Below are 18,861 nucleotides of genomic sequence, written 5' to 3' on the forward strand. Positions count from 1 at the left end.
CCGCGAGCCGACGAGAAGAGGAGCTGTGATGAGCGAGCCGGAGCGTGCGGACGCGCACGGACTGGGGGACGAAGGCCGCGCGGGTGCAGGCCGAGGCCGCGAAGGCGCGGAAGGCGCGGAGTTCCTGCGGGTGGCGGTGCGCGCCAGGGAGGCCGCGGCCGTGCTGGCGCCGCTGCCGCGTGCGGCGAAGGACGCGGCGCTGCACCGGATCGCGGACGCGCTGGTCACCGCCGCGCCGGAGATCGTCAAGGCGAACGAGGGCGATGTCGCGCGGGCCCGCGAGAACGGCATCTCCGAGTACATGATCGACCGGCTGAGCCTGTCGGCGGAGCGGATCGCCGCGATCGCCGAGGCCGTCCGGCAGGTCGCCGCGCTGCCGGACCCGGTGGGGGAGTCGCTGCGCGGGAACGTGTTGCCGAACGGGCTGGAGTTGCGGCAGGTGCGGGTGCCGCTCGGCGTCGTCGGGATGATCTACGAGGGCCGGCCGAACGTGACCGTGGACGCCGCCGCGCTGTGCCTGAAGAGCGGGAACGCGGCGCTGCTGCGGGGCTCGTCGTCGGCGTACGACTCGAACACGGCGCTGGTTGGGGTGATGCAGGGCGCGCTGGCCGGCACCGAGGTCCCGCCGGACGCGGTCCAGCTCGTGCCGGGGACGTCCCGCGAGTCGGTGAAGCACCTGATGCGGGCGCGCGGCCTGGTGGACGTGCTGATCCCGCGCGGCGGCGCCTCGCTGATCAACTCGGTGGTGGAGGAGTCGACCGTCCCGGTGATCGAGACGGGCGTCGGGAACTGCGCGGTGTACGTGGACGCCGCCGCAGACGTCGACATGGCCGTGGAGGTGCTGCTGAACTCGAAGACGCAGCGTCCGTCGGTGTGCAATGCGGCGGAGACGTTCCTGGTGCACGCCGACGTCGCCGACGCGTTCGTCCCGCGCGCGCTTGAGGCGCTGAAGGACGCCGGGGTCACGGTCCACGGCGATGACCGCATGCGGTCGTACGGCGAGGACGTCGTGGAGGCGACCGAGGACGACTGGCGCGCCGAGTACCTTTCGCTCGACATCGCCGGACGCGTCGTGGACTCCCTGGAGGACGCCGTCGCGCACATCCGCCGGTACGGCTCGGGCCACACCGAGTCGATCGTCACGACGTCGCAGCCGGCCGCGAAGCGTTTCGTCGCCCTGGTCGACTCGGCGGCGGTGATGGTGAACGCCTCGACGCGTTTCACCGACGGCGAGGAGTTCGGCTTCGGCGCGGAGATCGGCATCTCGACGCAGAAGCTGCACGCCCGCGGCCCGATGGGGCTTCCGGAGCTGACGTCCACCAAGTACGTGGTGACCGGTGAGGGCCACCTGCGCGGCTGACACCTCGCCCGATGCGACGCGGCGCAAGTTGTGACAATTTTGCCATTGATGTCACGTTGTCGGGTGTGGTCTGATTCACGATTGTGACTCGTGAGTACAGCCGCCGCCGTGTCCTGAAGGGCGCCGCCCTCGGCGCCGGGATCGCCACCACCGGACTGACCGCGTTCCCGGCGCGTCCCGCCGCCGCGGCCGCCCCCGCGCTGCGCGGTCCCGCCGCCGGAACCACCCTCGACCGGACGTACGTGCTCGGCGCCGCGGGCGCGGGCGGGTACCGTCCCGTGATCACCGGGCCGGGCGAGCCGCATCTGCTGCGCCGCGACCTCGGCGGCACCGCCTCCGCGCGCCGCGCCGCCACCCGCCGCGGCGTCCTGGCCTTCGGGCATCTCACCGACGTGCACGTCCTCGACGCGCAGTCGCCGGCGCGCGTCGAGTTCATCGACCGTTTCAGGGACGTCATCAGCGGGTTCCCCGAGGGCGGGTACCGCCCGCAGGAGATCCTGTCGACGCAGGTCGGCGAGGCGATGGTGCAGGCGGTGAACCGGGTCGGGCGGGGCCCGGCGACCGGGCTGAACCTGGCGTTCACCATCAACACCGGCGACACCACCGACAACGCCCAGTACAACGAGGTCCGCTGGATCATCGACCTGCTGGACGGCGAGCGCATCAGCCCCGACTCCGGCGACCCGAACCGGTACGAGGGCGTCATGGACTGGGCGTCCTACGACCGCGCGTACTGGCACCCGGAAGGGCCGCCGCCCGGCGCCGAGACCGACTTCCCGATCGCCAAGTACGGCTTCCCCCGCGTGCGGGGCCTGATCGACGCCGCGCGCAGGCCGTTCCAGGCGACCGGGCTGAACTCGCCCTGGTACGCCGTGTTCGGCAACCACGACGGCCTCATCCAGGGCAACCTGCCGGTCAACCCGCTCATCTCGGGTCTCGCCACCGGCGGCATCAAGATCGGCGCCCCGGCGGACAGCGGCCAGGCCGAGCGGCTCGCCCGCATGGTCAGCGAGGGCGACGCCGCCGAACTCGTCCGCCTCAGCCGCGAGCAGGGCGGCGCCGGCGGCCTGTTCCGTCCCGTCACGCCCGACTGGAACCGGCGGATGCTATCGCGCGGCGAGGTCGTCGCCGAGCACTTCAAGACGAGCAAGCCCCTGCGCGGTCACGGCTTCACGTGGGCCAACCTGCTCCATGGGACGGCCTACTACGCGTTCGACAAGGGCATCGTGCGCGGCCTCGTCCTCGACACCGTCAACCAGAACGGCTACTCCGAGGGGTCACTCGACAAGGAGCAGTTCGCGTGGCTGGAGTCCCAGCTGAAGGCGGGCAGCAGCCGCTACCTCGCCGCGGACGGCTCGGTCGTGAAGCACGCCGCGAAGGACCGGCTGTTCGTCCTGTTCAGCCACCACCCGATCGGTTCCATGGAGAACGGCCTCGGTGGTGACCGCGTCCTCGGCGACGAGGTCAAGGCGCTCCTGCTGCGCTACCCGAACGTCATCCTGTGGGTGAACGGTCACACGCACCGCAACCAGGTGATCCCGCACGCCCGCCAGGGCGGGGGAGGCTTCTGGGAAGTCAACACGGCCGCGCACATCGACTTCCCGCAGCAGAGCCGCATCGTCGAACTCGCCGACAACGGCGACGGCACACTGTCGGTCTTCGCGACGATCCTGGACTCGGCGGGCCCCGCGTCCTACGGCGGCCGCCTCACCGACCCGGTCCGGCTCGCGTCCCTGTCCCGCGAACTTGCGGGCAACGACTGGCAGGACCGCGACACCGACCGCCGCGGCGAGGCCGCCGACCGCAACGTCGAACTCCTCGTCCCGGCCCCGTTCTAGGGACGCCGCCGCGCCCGGCCGGGCATGCGGAAGGGCCGCCGCGTCCGTGTCGCGGCGGCCCCTGGCCGCACGATCTCAGCCGCGGTCCGTCGGCCCGTTGTCCCGGCGGGCGAAGCGGTCGAACAGCCCGCCGGCCGCGCCCGCCGCCGCGTCCGCCATGTCGCGGACCTTGCCCACGAACGGGTCGGCCGTCCGCTCCCACGACTCCCGGTAGGACTTGGCGGCCTCCTTGACCCCGTCGCCGACCGACGCGTCGCCGTCGTCGTCGCGGCGCGGGTAGTTTCCGGCCAGGATCCGCTCGTACTCGCCGCTGTGCGCCCACCGGTCGATCTCGGCGAACCGGATCACCGCGAACGGGTGCGACTGCCCGAGCAGGTTCAGGAACTTCAGGATGCCGTCGCGCACATCGCCGGCCGCGTCGTACTCGCGGGCCTGCTGCAGGAACGCCTCGCTGCTCATCTCGCCCAGCTTGACGCCGCCGGCGAGCTTCATGTTCACCCGCTTCGCCGCGTCCAGGTCCTGGCCGACCAGCAGGCCGGCCCGGTCCGACGACAGCTCCGCCTTCCGGAACCACTCCCGCAGCCCGATGATGATCGCCGCGATGCCGATGTTGCCGAGCGGCAGCCACGCGAGCCGCGACCCGAGCTGCAGAAGGATCTGCATCATCGTCTGGTAGACCGCGTGCCCGGACAGGATGTGCCCGACCTCGTGCCCGACGACGAACCGCAGCTCCTCGTCGTCCAGCAGGTCGATCAGCCCGGTGTTCAGCACGATGAACGGGTGGTCGGAGCCGAGCGCCATCGCGTTCGGCGTCGGGTCCTGCCGGACGTACAGCTCCGGTACCTCCGGCATGTCCAGGACGTAGGACGCGTCCCGCACCATGTCGTAGATATTGCGGAACTGGTCCTCGCCGACGCGCACCGTCCCGCCGAGGAACATCAGCCTCAGCGACCGCTCGTTGATGAGCCCCGACATTTTGCGCAGCACGACATCGAACCCGGACAGCGAGCGCAGCGCGACGAGCGCCGATCGGTCCGCCGGGTGTTCGTAGGCCCGGGAACTGATCCCCGGGAACCGCGTACGTGCTCGATCCGGTGTGTTCTCCGTCATGTCTGGCATGGTAGTTCCGACGAACCACCGCGCCACAGGGTTCCCCGCCGTACATCCGAACGGGGACCCCGTCCGGCTCTGGCCCCGCCCGGGAGGCGACCCATGTTCGACCCGAAAGCCGAGGCGATGTCCCCGGACGAGCGCGCCGCGCTGCAGCGGCACCGGCTGTGGGGGCTGGTCGACCGGCTGCTCGCCGCCGGCGGCGTGCAGGGGCGGCGGCTCAAGGACGCCGGTGTCGCGGGCGGCTCCGACGTGACGCTCGCCGGCCTCCGGAACCTCCCGTTCACCACCAAGCAGGACCTGTGGGACAACTACCCGTTCGGGATGCTCGCCGTCCCCCGCGACCAGGTGGCGGCCGTGCACGGCTCCAGCGGGACGCGGGGGCGCCCGACGCTCGTCGCCTACACCAAGGCCGACCTCGACCTGTGGGCGGCGATGTGCGCGCGTTCGCTGTCATGCGCGGGCGCCTCGCCGGGCAGCATCGTCCACAACGCCTACGGCTACGGGCTGTTCACCGGCGGGATCGGCATCCACCAGGGGGCGGTGGCGCTCGGGGCGACCGTGGTGCCGATGTCGGGAGGGATGACCGACCGGCAGGTCCGGATGCTCACCGACCTCCGGGCGGACGTCCTGACCTGCACGCCCGCCTACGCACTGCGCCTCGGGGAGGCCCTCGCCGAGGCGGGTGCCGAACCGCACGCGCTGAAGGCGGGCCTGTTCGGGGCCGAGCCGTGGTCGGAGGAACTGCGCACCGCCATCGAACGCGTCCTGCCGATCAAGGCGATGGACATCTACGGGCTCTCCGAGGTCATCGGGCCCGGCGTCGCCACCGAATGCCTGGAGCAGAACGGTCTGCACGTCAACGAGGACCACTTCATCGTCGAGGCCGTCGACCCCGAGACGGGCGACCCGGTCGAGGACGGCGCCCCCGGCGAACTGGTGTTCACGACGCCGACCAAGCAGGCGCTGCCCCTGCTGCGCTACCGGACGGGCGACATCGCGTCCCTGGACCGCGGCGAATGCCCCTGCGGCCGGACCCTGGTCCGGATGAGCAAGGTCCTCGGCCGCGCCGACGACATGATCGTCGTCCGCGGCGTCAACGTGTACCCGAGCGAGGTCGAGCGCGTCCTGCTCGGATCGGGGCTCGTCCGGCCCCACTACCAGCTCGTCGTCGACCGCCGCGCGCCCGCCGTCCGCCTCCTTGTCGCCTGCGAGGCGCTGTCGGGCGACCCCCGGGACGAACTCGTCCGCGGCCTCCACGAGTCGCTCGGGCTGACCGCCGAGGTGTGCGTCCTGCCCGAGGGCACCGTGCCGCGGGTCGAGGTCGGCAAGGCCGTCCGCGTCGTCTCCTGGGAGGACGGCCGGCCGCCGCTGCCCGGCCTCGCCTGACCCCCGGCCCGGACGTTACGGCCACCGGCCCCGCTGGCTATTCTCGTCGTCATGACGCAAAAGCGGCGGCTGGGGATCATGGGCGGCACGTTCGACCCGATCCACCACGGCCACCTCGTGGCCGCGAGCGAGGTGGCGCACTTCTACTCGCTCGACGAGGTCGTGTTCGTGCCGACCGGCCTGTCCTCGCACAAGGAGGACCGCACGATCACCGCCGCGGAGGACCGGTACCTCATGGCCGTGATCGCGACCGCGTCCAACCCCCGCTTCTCCGTCAGCCGCGTCGACATCGACCGCCCCGGCCCCACCTACACCGTCGACACGCTCCGCGACATGCGCGAGATCCACGGACCGGACGCCGACCTGTTCTTCATCACCGGCGCCGACGCGCTAGGGAAGATGCTGACCTGGCACGACACCGACGAACTGTTCGAACTGGCGCACTTCGTCGGCGTCACCCGCCCCGGCCACCGGCTCGCCGACCCCGGCCTCCCCAACGGCGGGGTGTCCCTCATGGAGGTCCCCGCGCTGTCGATCTCCTCCACCGAATGCCGCGACCGCGTCCGCTCCGGCGAACCCATCTGGTACTTGGTCCCAGACGGAATAGTCCAGTACATCAACAAACGCGACCTCTACCGTGCCGCCCAGGGGGGCGACCCCCTGGAACCCCCGTCACGAGCCGGTCGATCCTCACGCCACGGTTCCGCTTAGTTGTGACACTCTCGGTCTGCTTCGTGTCGCTGCGGTCGCCCGGCTCGGCGGGTCGTGCGGTGTTAGCCCAGGGGGGCGACCCCCTGGAACCCCCGTTGCGAGCCGGTCGATCCTCACGCCACGGTTTCGGTTTGTTGTGACGGTGCGGGTTTGCGTCGTGTCGCTGCGGTCGCCCGGCTCGGCGGGTCGTGCGACCTCCGGCGCCTGGGGCGCCTCCGGCCGCACGACCCGTGGCTGGGGTCCGGGTGGTAGGGCGCATACCCTGGAAGGGCGGGGCCGCATCGGCCTTGTGGTCGAACAGCGACAAAGAGGTCGGCGAACCGCCACCCGTGAGAAGGTGTTAGTGGAGACGACCCCTACAGGGAGGATCGCGAGCGCATCGTGACCGCATCCGAGAGGGCGGCGCAGCTCGTCCGGATCGCCGCCGAGGCGGCGGGCGACAAGCTGGCCGACGACATTCTTGCCTACGACGTGAGCGAGCAGCTCGTCATCACCGACGCGTTCGTGCTCTGCTCGGCCCCCAGCGACCGCCAGGTCCGCGCCATCGTCGACGAAGTCGAAAAGCGCCTCCGCGAAGAGGGCGACGCCAAGCCCGTCCGCCGCGAAGGCGAGCGCGAAGGCCGCTGGGTGCTGCTGGACTACGCGGACATCATCGTGCACATCCAGCACGAAGAGGACCGCATGTTCTACGCCCTCGAACGGCTGTGGAAAGACTGCCCTCTCCTCGATCTGCCCGAAAGCGCCACCGCCCACCAGGCCCACCGTGCCGTCGGGAGCCCGAGTGAGTGACGCCCGCCCCACGAGGGAACCCGGCAGGCGGCGGCTCGTGCTCTGGCGGCACGGCCAGACCGCCTGGAACGTCGAACGCCGCTTTCAAGGCAAGACGGACATCCCTCTCGACGAGACCGGTGTCCAGCAGGCGCAGCGCGCCGCCCGGCTCCTCGCCGGGCTCCGCCCCACCGCCCTGCTCGCGTCCCCCCTGCGCCGGGCCGCCGACACCGCCCAGGCCCTCGCCGAGATCACCGGGCTCCCCGTCCAGCACGACAGGGACCTCATCGAACGCGACGGCGGCGCCTGGGAGGGCCTCACCGCCCGTGAGATCCGCGAACGCTACCCCGCGGAACACGCCGCCTGGCAGCCTCCCGGCGGCGAGACCAGCGCCCAGGTCGCCAAACGCGTCGGCACCGCCCTGGAACGCGCCCTGGACGACCTGCCGCCCACGGGTCAGCTCGTCGTCGCGTCCCACGGCGCCGCGCTGCGCCTCGGCATGTCCCACCTCCTGCGCCTCCCCGAAGAGACCTGGGAACGCCTCGGCGGCCTGTCCAACTGCTGCTGGTCCGTCATCACCGAAATGCGCGACGGCGGCTGGCGCCTCGCCGAGCACAACGCCGGCACCCTCCCCGAACCCGTCCTCAGCGACGACCGCCCCGACGCGGGAACCTGACCCGGAAACGATTCGAGACCAGCCTGCCGCGTCCGATACACTGGCGAGGCGCTGCGGGATGCACGTCCACGCAGCGGCGGGGCTATGGCGCAGTTGGTAGCGCGCCTCCATGGCATGGAGGAGGTCTGGGGTTCGAATCCCCATAGCTCCACGGACGAGTTGGGAGTGGTGTGCCTGCGGGCCGCCACTCCTTCGTCATTGTGGGGCTCCACCCCCTCCCCCTGTCGGCGAATGGGCCGCTGGGTCTGACCGCAAAGGGTTCGCCATGATGGCGGCTAACCTTCGTCCGGCCGCGCTTCGGCACGTCGATCATGCGGGAACAGCCACGTAGTGGCGATGCATGATCGAGATGAGGCTGACCCATGAAAAGCCGGATTTCTGGACGGCTGCTGCCCGCCGCGCTGATCGCGGCGACCGTCACCGCGATCGCCGCGCCCGCGATGGCGCAGGCGGCGCCGCCACCCGCGGAACAGACCTACAACGAAGCGGAATGCGCTCAGGCGCTCCAGATCCTCGCGTACTTCAAGCTGCTCCCGGACCAGCCCGACGTCGGGCGGGCCCTCTGCTCGATGAACGCGGCGGAGCAGAAGGACTGGACGCGGCAGGACGAGCCGCAGCAGCAGATGCAGCAGGAGCAGACCACGAAGGTGCTCAGCACGACCTACACCGCCGACAACGGCAAGGCCGTCAAGGAGACCAAGCCCCTCGGCACCGCGGTCGTGTGGCCCGAAAGCCTCATGATCCAAGTGCCGACGATCGACGACCAGTGGCACTCCTACATCGCGACGCAGAACTGACGCGTTCTCACGGGCCGCGGAGGGACGCCCCTCCGCGGCCCGCGTCCGAAACGCTCCCGGCGTGCACTAAGCTTTTCCTCGACCGCGGGGCTATGGCGCAGTTGGTAGCGCGCCTCCATGGCATGGAGGAGGTCTGGGGTTCGAATCCCCATAGCTCCACACGAGTTGAGCAGTCGAACCTGCCCCGTCTGATGGCGGGGCGGTTCTCGTTCCGGCCCGGTCAGGTCGTCACCGGCGCTGGTAGACGGTGACGAGTACGCCGTCGCCGTACGTCGTGGCCTCGGTCAGGTTCCATGCGGTCTTGTCGGGAGTCTTCGCCCACAACGTGCGGCCATGGCCGAGGATGACGGGGAACGACATGAGGTGGATCTCGTCCACCAGGTCGTGTGCGAGCAGCCCCTGGACGAGCTGGATGCTGCCGGCCACGGATATCTCGCCGTCGACCTCGCGCTTGAGCCGGGACACCTCGCCGGCGAGGTCACCGGAGAGCACGGTCGTGTTGTTCCACTTCGCGTCGGTCAGCGTGCTGGACAGGACGTACTTCGGCATGCCGTTGTACTTGTCGGCGAGTTCGCCCTCGTACTGCGGCCAGGCTTCGGCGAAGCCCTCGTAGGTCCTGCGTCCGAGCAGCAGCGCGGCGGCCGCGAATGATTCGGTCTCCTTGAATCTCTCGGCGTCGGGTCCGCGGTCGAACTCGAAACTCCAGTTCGGGTACTTGAACTCCTCTCCGCCGGGCGCCTCCACGACGCCGTCGAGCGAGATGAACTCGGTCACCACGATCTTTCCCATGTCAGGACTCCTTGATGAAGTCGCGCAGCGCGGCGGCGAGCACGTCGGGTGTGGTGCCGTGGTTCTCGCCCGGCACCGGCTTGAGGGTCGCGGTCGGCAGCCGCTCGGCGACGGCCCGCGTCCCCGTGGCGAGGTGCGGCCAGGTGTCGGTGCCGTACATGACGAGGACGGGAACGCCGATCCGGTTCCAGAGGTCGGCGCGCAGCGGCTTGCCGGACATGGTGTCGCCGACGTTGCGGCCGTCGTAGGCGATCGTGGGGGCGATCGCCTCAAGCCCGGACCACATGGCGGCGTCCTCGCGCATGCCGGCGACCATCTCCTCCGGCACGCCGGCCGCGGCGGTCATGAACAGGGCGACGGCGTCGCCGGGGCGGCCGTCGGCGACGGCGGCGTCGAGCCGTTCGACGTAGTCGGCCGGCAGCGGGGGCCGGGCGTCGTCGACGACCACGGGCGGTTCGAACAGCGCGAGCCGCGCGACCGGGACGCCGGCCTGTGCGGCGTTGAGCGCGAGCAGCCCTCCGGAGGACCAGCCGAACACCGTCGCCGGGCGGCCGCCGCCGGCCTGCTCGATGATCGCGGCGAGGTCCTCGAACTCGCGCTCGACCGCGTAGGGCCGGGTGTCGCCGCTCTCGCCGCGCCCCCGGCGGTCGTAGTTGATCACGAGGAACTCGTCGGCGAGCAGCTCGGCCGCCTGCGAGTTCTCGGGAGTGGTGGCGCGGTACGCGGTCGCGCCGTCGATGATGATGATCGGGTCGCCGGCGCCCCACGCCGTGTAGGCGATGGTGGTGCCGTCGGCCGACGTGACAGTCCCGTTGGACATTTCGAGGGCCTTCCTAGTCGGTCTCCCGCGGTGTCGATCACCGCGAAAGACCAGGTTAGGAACGCCCCGGGTTCTCGGTCTTGTACAGGAGCGACATCGGGTCGGCGGCATCGTCGCGCCGCCGCAGCTGCGTCGCGGTGCGGCCGATGAACCGCTGCAGCGCCCTCGCGAGGTGCGGCTGGTCGTAGTAGCCGAGCCGGTGCACCACTTCGAGCGGCGCGACGCCCTCGCCGATCAGCAGCGCGGCTTCGCGGGCGCGTTCGATCTGCCGTATCGCACCCTGCGTGAGCCCCGTCGCGGACGAGATCCGGCGCTGGACCGACCGTGTTCCCACCTTGGCGATCCCGCCCCACACGACCTCGTCCACGAGCGGATCACGGGTGAGCACCCCGGCGTGGACGAGCTTCTGGACGAACTGCTCCGCGTCGTCCATCCGGGGGATCTCCCATTCCTCGCCGCGCAGGACGAACGTGCGTCCGGTGACGTGCGGGCTCTCGACGCCGCCGTCGACGAGTCGTGCGATCGGCAGGTGCGGCATCGACGTGCCGTGCGCGAACGTGATCCCGAACGACTCCGAGTCACCGGTGATCTCCGCGCTGGACGCGGCCGTCTCCGGCCCGCGGACCGCGGCGTGGACGACGCCCTCGTCGTCCCAGAAGACCAGCTCCCAGGTCGACGTCGCGACCGAGGTCATGGTCCCGGCGCCCGAGGTGCGCCCGCGCCAGACACGCGCCACGTAGGGCGAGTCCGACGCGCGGTGATCGCTCTCGACGGCCATGCCGGAAGCCTACCGAGCGTCAGGCGGTGTAGCGGAGCACGGCGCCCACGTGAAGGTTCGGCGCCGCGCCGTTGGACGGCAGGACGACCAGTTCGCCGTCGGTCGCCGCCACCGCTCTGACCAGGGCGGCGTCCGCTCGCTCTTCGCGGGGGTCGGCCACGCCGAACTCGTCGCGGAGTTCGTCGGCGGTCGTGGCGATCTGTGCGGGGTCCGGGCCGATCCAGAGGCGTGCGGCCGGATCGGGGTCCTCGTCCAGGAGGAGGGTCTCGACGCGGCCCTGCCGGACGGCCTCGGTGGTGGCGGGCAGGCCCGCGACGGCGCGCTGGCCGTTGGCGAGTTCACGGTCGAAACGTTCGGCGACGGTCATGATGCGTTCGGTCGCCTTCAGGTTCAGGACGCGCCGGAGTTCGGCGTCCAGGTCGGGGTCGTCGAGGGTGGTGTTCTTGTCGGACTCGACGGTGTGCTCCAGGACGTGCTCGGAGACCTCCTCCAGGACGAAGGTGCGGGCACGGGTGTCGCCGGCGATCACGATGGCCTCCGCGCCGCAGCTGTCGGCGACGCGGTCGATCTCGTGGGCGACCTTCTTGGCGTTGTGCATCCAGACGTTCTCGGACGAGCGCTGGAACCGGGACTGGTTCCAGTCGCCCGCCTTGGTCTTGCGGATGGGGTAGTCCTCGTCGCCCTCGACGTCGATGTGCCGGTGCCTCCCGTCCGCGGTGACGCACTCGATCGCGCCGCCGCGGCGGTCGACGACGGCCACCATGTGCGGGAACCTCTCGCCGCGTTCGGCCAGGTAGGGCAGGACGTCCGGGAGCGGTGCGAGGGTCGCGCGGGGGGTCCGGGGCGCGCCGGGGAACCGCTCGCTGTGCACGACCTCGCCGTTCGCCGCGAAGATCACCATGGTCCCGGAGCGGCGGTCCAGCATCTCCTCGTCGATGGTCTGCTCGATCGCGCGGAGCGTGTCGTGCGGGGCGTTCTGGGCCTCCAGGTCCGCGCGCAGCGCCCGCCACCGCAGCTCGACGGCCTTGGACGCATCCTCGGTGGTCCGGGTGAGGTCCGCGTAGACGGACGCGTAGGGCCCCGGATGTTGGTACAGCGTCTTGAGGAATGACAGATCCATGGAGTGGCCGTACCCGCCCTATCTGGGGCAAACGTAAAGAATGTGACGTCTGTGGTCAGCCTTCGGCGGACTGCTGGAGCCGCGCGTAGGCGAGCTGCAGCCAGTCCGAACCCGCGACCGCCGTCATCGTGGCGCCGGCGAGCCGGGTCGCGTGCGGGGCGAAGACGAGGCCCGCCGCGTAGGCCGTCGCGACCCACTGAGCCGTGCAGAACGGGCAGGTGATCAGTTCCCCGACGGCGTGCCGGACGCCCCGCCCGCGCACCTCCTCCGCCACCTCGGCCGGCCCGGACGTCCCCGAGTAGCGGGTGAACGGGGCGCGCAACGGGCTCGTCACCGGGTCCTTGGCGATCAGCCGGGACACCTTGTGCGTCGTGACGGTCATCAGCGCCAGGTCGGCCGGCCCCACGGACGGGGCACGGTCGCGCGACCGGCGGCCCACCAGCACCATCGCCGCCGTGGTCAACCCGTAGACGGCGAGGGTTCCGAGGTACGAACCGAGCGGACGGTCCGCCCCGTCGGTGTACTCGTCCTTCTGCCTGCGCGCGGTGTCGACGACCGTGCTCATGTCTTCTCCGGCTCAGTGGTTGCGCAGCGCGTCCACCAGCTGCGACTTGCTCATCGAGGACCGTCCCTCGACGCCGATCTCACGGGCCCGCTTCATGAGCTCGTCCTTCGTCCAGTCGCCGTAAGGGGGGTTCTCGCCGCCCTTGCGACCGACCTTCTTCCTGCCCTGGCCCGCTGACGCGTTCGCGATCCGCGCGGCCTTCTCCTTGCTTTCGCCCCGGTCGCGGAGCTTCTGGTACGTCTTCTCGTCCTTGATCTGTGATCTGGGCATACCGGACGTTTACCCGACGCACCCGTTTCACACATCGGAGACAATGGCCCTGGAAAGGGGACTCGTGCGCATCGGCATCCTTGGCCCGCTCGACGTGCGGGACGACGCCGCCCGCCCCGTAGGGGTCGCGGGCCGGCGGCTGCGCGCCCTGCTCGTCCGGCTGGCGGCCGAGGCGGGCCGCCCCGTGCCGGCCGAGCGGCTGCTGCACGACCTGTGGGACGGCGCACCGCCCGGAGGGAACGCGTTACAGGCGCTCGTCTCGCGCCTGCGCGCCGCCGTGGGCCGCGACCTGGTCGAGCTCGGCCCGGCCGGCTACCGGCTCGGCATCGACCCCGGTGAAGTGGACGCGGTCGCCTTCGAGCGCGGGATCGCGGCGGCCCGCGCCGAGGCCGACCCCGCCCGGAGGGCGGAGCGGCTCCGCGCGGCGCTCGCGCTGTGGCGCGGCCCCGCGCTCGCCGACGTCGCCGATGCGGGATTCGCATCCGCGACGATCGCGCGGCTGGAGGAATTGCGGCTCGCCGCCGTCGAAGACCGCGTGGACGCCGAACTCGCCGCCGGTGTCCCCGTCGCGCCCGCCGCCGAGCTGAGGTCCCTCGCCGCCGCGAACCCGCTGCGCGAACGGCTGCGCGGGCAGCTCATGCGCGCCCTGTACGCGGCGGGACGGCAGGCCGAGGCACTCGAGGCGTTCGAGGAGACGCGGCGGGCCCTCGCCGACCGGCTCGGCGTCGACCCGTCCCCGGAACTGTCCGCCGTGCACCTGTCGATCCTGCGGCGCGAGACCGCGACCGGCGACGCGCCGCCGTCCGGGGAGCCGCACCCGCGGTCGGTGCGGCGGACGAACCTGCCCGCACAGCTCACCAGCTTCGTCGGGCGGGAGGAGGAATCACGGCGGGTCGGCAAGCTGCTCCGCGAGACGAGGCTCGTCACCCTCACCGGACCCGGCGGCGCCGGCAAGACCCGGCTGGCCGGGGAGAGCGCCGCCGCGTTCGCCGAGGAGATGCCCGACGGCGCGTGGTTCGTCCCGTTCGCGCCGGTCAGCGACCCGGGGGACGTCGTGCACGCGGTCCTGTCGGCGCTCGGCGTCCCGGAGTCCGTCCGCCCCGCCGAGACGCGCGCGGTCGTGCGGCCCCTCGACCGGCTGGCCGACTTCCTCGCCGCCAAGCGGATGGTCGTCGTCCTGGACAACTGCGAGCACCTCATCGACGCCGTCGCGCGGCTCGTCGGCCACGTCCTCGCGCAGGCGCCGGGCGTCCGGATCCTCGCGACGAGCCGCGAGCCGCTCGGCATCACCGGCGAGTCGCTGTGCCCGGTCCCGTCCCTGTCGCTGCCGGACGAGGACGTCACCGATCCCGGCGAGGCCCTCGGGTACGCGTCGGTGCGGCTGTTCGCCGACCGCGCGGCGGCCGTCCGCCCCGGCCTCGCCGTGGACGCCGGCAACGTCGCCGACGTCGTCGCGATCTGCCGGGCGCTCGACGGCATCCCGCTCGCGATCGAGCTGGCCGCCGCCCGGATGCGCTCCCTCACCAGCGGCCAGGTCGCGGCGCGGCTCGGGGACCGCTTCCGGCTGCTGACCGGCGGCAGCCGCACGGCGCTGCCCCGGCACCGGACGCTGCGCGCCGTCGTCGACTGGAGCTGGGAGCTGCTGGACGACGTGGAACGGGCCGTCCTGCGCCGCCTGTCGGTGTTCGCGGGCGGCGCCACCCCGGACGGCGCCGTGCACGTCTGCGCGCCGGCCGCACCGGACGCGCCCGAACCCCACGACGTCATCGACGTGATCGCCGCACTGATCGACAAGTCGCTGGTGATGGCGGACGGTGACACCGACGTCCGGTACCGGCTGCTGGAAACGGTCCGCGTCTACGCGGGGGAGCGGCTGGAGGAGGCGGGCGAGACCCGGCGTGTCCGGGACGCCCACGCCGCCCACCTCGTCGGGCTCGCCGAACGCGCCGAGCCGGAGCTGCGCCGCCGCGACCAGCTGCGCTGGGCCGCGCGGGTCGCCGCCGAGCGCGACAACATCACGGTCGTGTTCCGGCATGTGATCGAGACCGGCGACGCCCGGACGGGGCTGCGGCTCGTCGCGGCGCTGGTGTGGTTCTGGCTGCTGCGCGACATGGAGACCGAGGCGGGCGGCTGGGCGGTCGCCGTCCACGACATGGTCGGCGACACCGTCCCGCCCGGCCTGGAGGAGGAGTACGCCCTCTGCGCCGTCTCGGCCGGTCTCGTCGCCGAGATGACCAAAGCCCAGGGGCCGACGCCCGAGGCGCTGCACGCGATACTGGCCGTCGTCCGCACCGTCGTGCCGGAGACGCCGACGCATCCCGTCCTCGCCCTGGCCGAACCGGTGTCCAGCGTCTTCAGCGGGGACATGGACGAGGTCCGGAGGCGCGTGCGAACCATTCAGGACCACCCCGACCCGTGGGTCCGCGCCGTCGTCCGCGTCCTCCTCGCGCACACGGGAATCAACGTCGGGGACATCGACACGGCCGCCACGGAGGCCGCCGATGGCTACGCGTGGTTCCGCGAGCTGGGGGACAGGTTCGGGATGATCGTCGCGATGGGCGCGATGATGCAGGTCGCGATGGCGCGGGACGAGCCGGAGGACGCGGTCCTGCTCGGCGAGGAGGCGTACGGCTACGCCACGGCCGGTGTCAGCCCTGAGCAGGGCGCGGCGATCCTCACCCAGCTCGGCCGGGCGCGGGCTCAGCTCGGCGACGTCGAGCGCGCCCGCGATGACCTCGAACGCGCCATGGCGCAGACGGAACGGATCGGCGAGTTCGCAGACGCGGCGGGCGCATCGCTTCTGCTGTGCGAGCTGTCCCTTCAGCAGGGCGACCGGGAGACCGCGCGCACACACGCGGAACGCGCGTCCACATGGGTCGAGCGGCGCGGGCAACGGCCCGACTTCGCCCAGGCGTCCCGCCGGACCTACAGCCGGCTCGGCTGCCTCGCCGAGGAGGACGGCGACCTGGAGGCGGCCCGGCGCCATCACCGCGACGCGTTCCGCGACCTGCGGAACGACGCCCTCATGGGCAACCCGACCGTGGCGTCCCTGGTCGAGGGCCTCGCCGCCTACGCCGCCGCGCGGGGCGAGTTCGTCCGCGCGGCCGAACTGCTCGGCACCGCGCACAACCTGCACGGCTACCGGGACATGTCCTCCTACGAGGTCGTCCGGACGCTCTCTTCCGCGGCCCGCGCGCTCGGCGACGACGCGGTCGCCGCCGCCTACGAACGCGGGCGGCAGGTCACGCGAGAGGACGTCTTCGAGCAGGGAGAGGAACTGGTCGCGTCCGTCTGACGGCGCCGGCCGAGTGGGGCCCCATGCGTGCGTCCCGGTCCGAGGGGCAGTGACGACGCGGCCGCGGGCGCACATCGCTGGAAAGGCGGCAGGCGCGCCGACCGGTCCTGGTCGGCGCGCCCGCGGCTGGATCGCCCTCTCAGGTTCTCCGCGAGTACATGCGCATGGCCAGCGGGAACGTGACGACGACGATCCCCAGGGCCCAGGCGAGCGTGTACCAGACATGGTTCCCGACCGGGCCGCCGACCATCAGCGCGCGCATCGAATCCGCCAGATGCGTGACCGGGTTGATGCTCGTCCACTTCTCCAGCCAGCCCGGCATCGTGGACGTGTCCTGGACGAGGACGCTGCTGCCGAACGTCAACGGCATCACCCAGATCAACGACAACCCCTGAACCGTGTCGGGTGTAGGCGCGAGCAGGCCCACCAGGACGGAGATCCAGCACACGGCCATGTAGAACACGTACGCCAGGGCCAACGCCGCCAGTACCGACAGTGGATCGGTGTGGAACCTGAACCCCAGCAGCGACCCGAAGCCCACGAGGACGGTCATCACGGTGAAGAACCGGACCGTGTCGCCCAGCACCGTCCCGATCAGCGGGGCCGAACGGGCGATCGGCAGACTGCGGACCCGGTCGAACACGCCCTTGTGGATGTCCTCGTTCAGCGCCGTCCCGAGCCCCATCGTCGCGAACATCGCCATCTGCGCGACGAGCCCCGGCAGGAGCTGCTGCAGGTAGGAATGCGTGTCGCCGGCCACCGCCCCGCCGAACACGTACAGGAACATCACCAAGAAGATGATGGGCATCAGCGTCGTGTCCAGCAGCTTCTCCGGGGAGTGCTTCAACTGGGCGACGTTGCGCCACGCCAGCGTCAGGCCATGCCGCAGCGTCCGCTGCGGGCTGACGCGCGCCGGCGGTTCGGCCGCGGACGGACGGGTGCCAACGGTGATCGCGGTCATGCCACGCTCCCCTCGGGGACGAGTTCGGACGCGGGCTCTCCGCCGATGCGGCCCGTCAGCGTCAGGAACACCTCGTCCAGGCTCGGCATCCGCAGCGCCAGTTCGGCCGCCACGAGGGACGCCTCGTCCAACCGCCTGACGAGTGCCGACAGCAGCCTCGGATCGTTCACCGGCGCCGAGACGAGACCCGCCGCCTCCTGCACCTCGGGCCGTTCCCCGGTCAGCTCGGCGACGATCGCGGCGAGCTGACCGGTGCGGTACGGCTCCGCCGCGCGGACCACGAGGGTCTGCAACCCGATCCGCCCCTTCAGGTCGTCGGACGTCCCCTCGGCGATGACCCGGCCGTGGTCGAACACCGCGATCCGGTCGGCGAGCGCGTCCGCCTCCTCCAGATACTGCGTGGTCAGCAGCACGGTCGCCCCGCCGGCGACGACGTCGCGGATCGTGGCCCACACCTCGTTGCGGGCCCGCGGGTCCAGCCCGGTCGTCGGCTCGTCCAGGTAGATCACCTCAGGACGGTTGATCAAGCTCGCCGCCAGGTCGAGCCGCCGGCGCATCCCGCCGGAGTACGTCTTCACCGCACGCGATGCGGCATCGGCGAGCCGGAACCGGTCCAGCAGCTGCCGCGCCCTGGCCTTCGCCTCCGCCCTGCCGAAGTCCAGCAGCCGGGCGATCATCACGAGGTTCTCGGTGCCGGTCAGCTCCTCGTCCACCGACGCGTACTGCCCGGTCAGCCCGATCTTCGCCCGGACCCGCACCGCGTCCCTGACCACGTCGTAGCCGGACACCTCGGCCCGTCCGGCATCGGGCTTGAGCAGCGTCGCCAGTACGCGCACGGCAGTGGTCTTTCCGGCGCCGTTCGGCCCCAGCACGCCAAGTACCGTGCCTCGCCGCACGACGATGTCCACACCGTCCAGGGCCTTGGTCTCCCCGAACGCCTTCCGCAGCCCTTCGGCGCGGATCACTTCATCCATCGATCTGCCCTTCACATGACTTCGGTGTGACGTTCTCCACCGTGGGCAACGGCGCTGACATGCCGCTTACACCGGCCCGCAGTGGCTGACACGGCACTGACGCAGCGCTGATCGTGAAGGCCTGAACGCCACATGACCTGCGGGTTCGCCAGCACGCGTTCGCGGGCCGACTTCTTGATTTGACGGACCGTCCAAGGCTGCCTAACCTCTGTCGTGCCCCAAGGGGATGCGGGACGCCGAGAGGCGGACGGCCCCGGGGATGCCGACAGAGGAAAACGGTTCGCAGCTTGCTCCGGGCCGAGGTACTCTTACAAGGCAAGCCCAGACGGGATGCAGGACGCCGCAAGGTGGCCGGCCCGTAGGGCGCCTCCTAGGAAACGATCTTCTCCAGGCTTTGAGCCTGGAGGTGTGTCGTCTCCGTAGGGGACTGGGCCGCCTCCGGACGTCGAAAAAGATCTTCGCGGATCTGCTTGACAACGGAGATGGAACAGGTAAGTTAGAAGGGTTGCCCCGGAGCCGGGTCCCGCGGAAGCGGGGGTTCGGTACGGTGGGTGTCCGTTTCTTGAGAACTCAACAGCGTGTTAAAAGCCAGTGCCTTTATCGGTCCGGTTGTTGTTTGGCCGGGCCGCCCCGTGCCGCC

The 18,861-nt window shown here is 71.4% G+C and carries 17 protein-coding genes and 2 tRNA genes; 10 read left to right on the plus strand and 9 right to left on the minus strand.

Annotation, left to right across the window (positions count from 1 at the left end; genetic code table 11):
• Window positions 1-28: 28 nt before the first annotated feature.
• Both AB0C35_RS39750 and AB0C35_RS39755 read left to right on the plus strand, forming a co-directional pair.
• On the plus strand, window positions 29-1,360 hold the full coding sequence (locus AB0C35_RS39750) for a glutamate-5-semialdehyde dehydrogenase (protein ID WP_358467592.1): 1,332 nt from the start codon (window positions 29-31) through the stop codon (window positions 1,358-1,360).
• An 83-nt stretch (window positions 1,361-1,443) separates the two neighbouring features.
• Complete coding sequence (locus AB0C35_RS39755; RefSeq protein WP_358467594.1) at window positions 1,444-3,198, plus strand: TIGR03767 family metallophosphoesterase; 1,755 nt, start codon at window positions 1,444-1,446, stop codon at window positions 3,196-3,198.
• 75 nt (window positions 3,199-3,273) lie between these two features.
• Here the strand turns inward: AB0C35_RS39755 and AB0C35_RS39760 are convergent, their stop codons facing one another.
• A complete protein-coding gene (locus tag AB0C35_RS39760) occupies window positions 3,274-4,308 on the minus strand; it encodes a M48 family metallopeptidase (protein WP_358467596.1) in 1,035 nt (344 codons plus the stop codon).
• A 102-nt stretch (window positions 4,309-4,410) separates the two neighbouring features.
• On the opposite strand from AB0C35_RS39760, the gene AB0C35_RS39765 reads away from it, so the two are divergent.
• The 7 genes from AB0C35_RS39765 (at window position 4,411) to AB0C35_RS39795 (ending at window position 8,808) form a co-directional block, all read left to right on the plus strand.
• Complete coding sequence (locus AB0C35_RS39765) at window positions 4,411-5,697, plus strand: phenylacetate--CoA ligase (RefSeq protein WP_358467599.1); 1,287 nt, start codon at window positions 4,411-4,413, stop codon at window positions 5,695-5,697.
• Window positions 5,698-5,748: 51 nt separating this feature from the next.
• On the plus strand, window positions 5,749-6,408 hold the full coding sequence (nadD, locus tag AB0C35_RS39770) for a nicotinate-nucleotide adenylyltransferase (RefSeq protein WP_358467602.1): 660 nt from the start codon (window positions 5,749-5,751) through the stop codon (window positions 6,406-6,408).
• A 381-nt stretch (window positions 6,409-6,789) separates the two neighbouring features.
• Window positions 6,790-7,197 carry a ribosome silencing factor gene (gene rsfS, locus AB0C35_RS39775; RefSeq protein WP_358467605.1) on the plus strand — a complete coding sequence of 136 codons (408 nt, stop codon included), beginning with the start codon at window positions 6,790-6,792 and terminating at the stop codon, window positions 7,195-7,197.
• Complete coding sequence (locus AB0C35_RS39780) at window positions 7,190-7,852, plus strand: histidine phosphatase family protein (RefSeq protein WP_358467607.1); 663 nt, start codon at window positions 7,190-7,192, stop codon at window positions 7,850-7,852. The genes rsfS and AB0C35_RS39780 overlap by 8 nt, the downstream gene beginning before the upstream one ends.
• A 78-nt stretch (window positions 7,853-7,930) precedes the next feature.
• Window positions 7,931-8,003 (plus strand) — tRNA-Ala (locus AB0C35_RS39785).
• Between the two features lie 211 nt (window positions 8,004-8,214).
• On the plus strand, window positions 8,215-8,649 hold the full coding sequence (locus AB0C35_RS39790; protein ID WP_358467610.1) for a hypothetical protein: 435 nt from the start codon (window positions 8,215-8,217) through the stop codon (window positions 8,647-8,649).
• 86 nt (window positions 8,650-8,735) lie between these two features.
• Window positions 8,736-8,808: transfer RNA gene (locus AB0C35_RS39795), tRNA-Ala, on the plus strand.
• Between the two features lie 69 nt (window positions 8,809-8,877).
• On the opposite strand, the gene AB0C35_RS39800 is transcribed toward AB0C35_RS39795, so the two are convergent.
• From AB0C35_RS39800 to AB0C35_RS39825, 6 genes are read right to left on the minus strand one after another with little or no spacing between them, the layout of a single operon-like run.
• The gene (locus AB0C35_RS39800) at window positions 8,878-9,438 is read right to left on the minus strand and encodes a dihydrofolate reductase family protein (protein ID WP_358467613.1); all 561 of its coding nucleotides are present in this window, start codon (window positions 9,436-9,438) and stop codon (window positions 8,878-8,880) included.
• A gap of 1 nt (window position 9,439) precedes the next feature.
• Window positions 9,440-10,258, minus strand: coding sequence for an alpha/beta hydrolase (locus tag AB0C35_RS39805; RefSeq protein WP_358467616.1), 819 nt, complete (start codon window positions 10,256-10,258; stop codon window positions 9,440-9,442).
• Between the two features lie 55 nt (window positions 10,259-10,313).
• Complete coding sequence (locus AB0C35_RS39810) at window positions 10,314-11,036, minus strand: helix-turn-helix domain-containing protein (protein WP_358467619.1); 723 nt, start codon at window positions 11,034-11,036, stop codon at window positions 10,314-10,316.
• A 19-nt stretch (window positions 11,037-11,055) separates the two neighbouring features.
• The gene (locus AB0C35_RS39815; RefSeq protein ID WP_358467622.1) at window positions 11,056-12,156 is read right to left on the minus strand and encodes a Vms1/Ankzf1 family peptidyl-tRNA hydrolase; all 1,101 of its coding nucleotides are present in this window, start codon (window positions 12,154-12,156) and stop codon (window positions 11,056-11,058) included.
• A gap of 55 nt (window positions 12,157-12,211) precedes the next feature.
• Entirely contained in the window at window positions 12,212-12,721 is a 510-nt protein-coding gene (locus AB0C35_RS39820) for a DUF1360 domain-containing protein (RefSeq protein WP_358467625.1), read from the minus strand.
• A gap of 12 nt (window positions 12,722-12,733) precedes the next feature.
• A complete protein-coding gene (locus AB0C35_RS39825; RefSeq protein ID WP_358467627.1) occupies window positions 12,734-12,991 on the minus strand; it encodes a Rho termination factor in 258 nt (85 codons plus the stop codon).
• A gap of 64 nt (window positions 12,992-13,055) precedes the next feature.
• Here AB0C35_RS39825 and AB0C35_RS39830 point away from each other — a divergent pair, with 64 nt between their 5' ends.
• On the plus strand, window positions 13,056-16,286 hold the full coding sequence (locus tag AB0C35_RS39830) for a BTAD domain-containing putative transcriptional regulator (protein WP_358467630.1): 3,231 nt from the start codon (window positions 13,056-13,058) through the stop codon (window positions 16,284-16,286).
• Window positions 16,287-16,425: 139 nt separating this feature from the next.
• Here the strand turns inward: AB0C35_RS39830 and AB0C35_RS39835 are convergent, their stop codons facing one another.
• Together AB0C35_RS39835 and AB0C35_RS39840 are read right to left on the minus strand one after the other, a co-directional pair.
• A complete protein-coding gene (locus AB0C35_RS39835) occupies window positions 16,426-17,247 on the minus strand; it encodes an ABC transporter permease (RefSeq protein ID WP_358467633.1) in 822 nt (273 codons plus the stop codon).
• Complete coding sequence (locus AB0C35_RS39840; RefSeq protein ID WP_358467636.1) at window positions 17,244-18,221, minus strand: ATP-binding cassette domain-containing protein; 978 nt, start codon at window positions 18,219-18,221, stop codon at window positions 17,244-17,246. Before AB0C35_RS39840 ends, AB0C35_RS39835 begins: the two co-directional genes overlap by 4 nt.
• Window positions 18,222-18,861: the final 640 nt, after the last annotated feature.

It is taken from the genome of Spirillospora sp. NPDC048819, assembly GCF_040650055.1.
Taxonomy (GTDB): Bacteria; Actinomycetota; Actinomycetes; order Streptosporangiales; family Streptosporangiaceae; genus Spirillospora.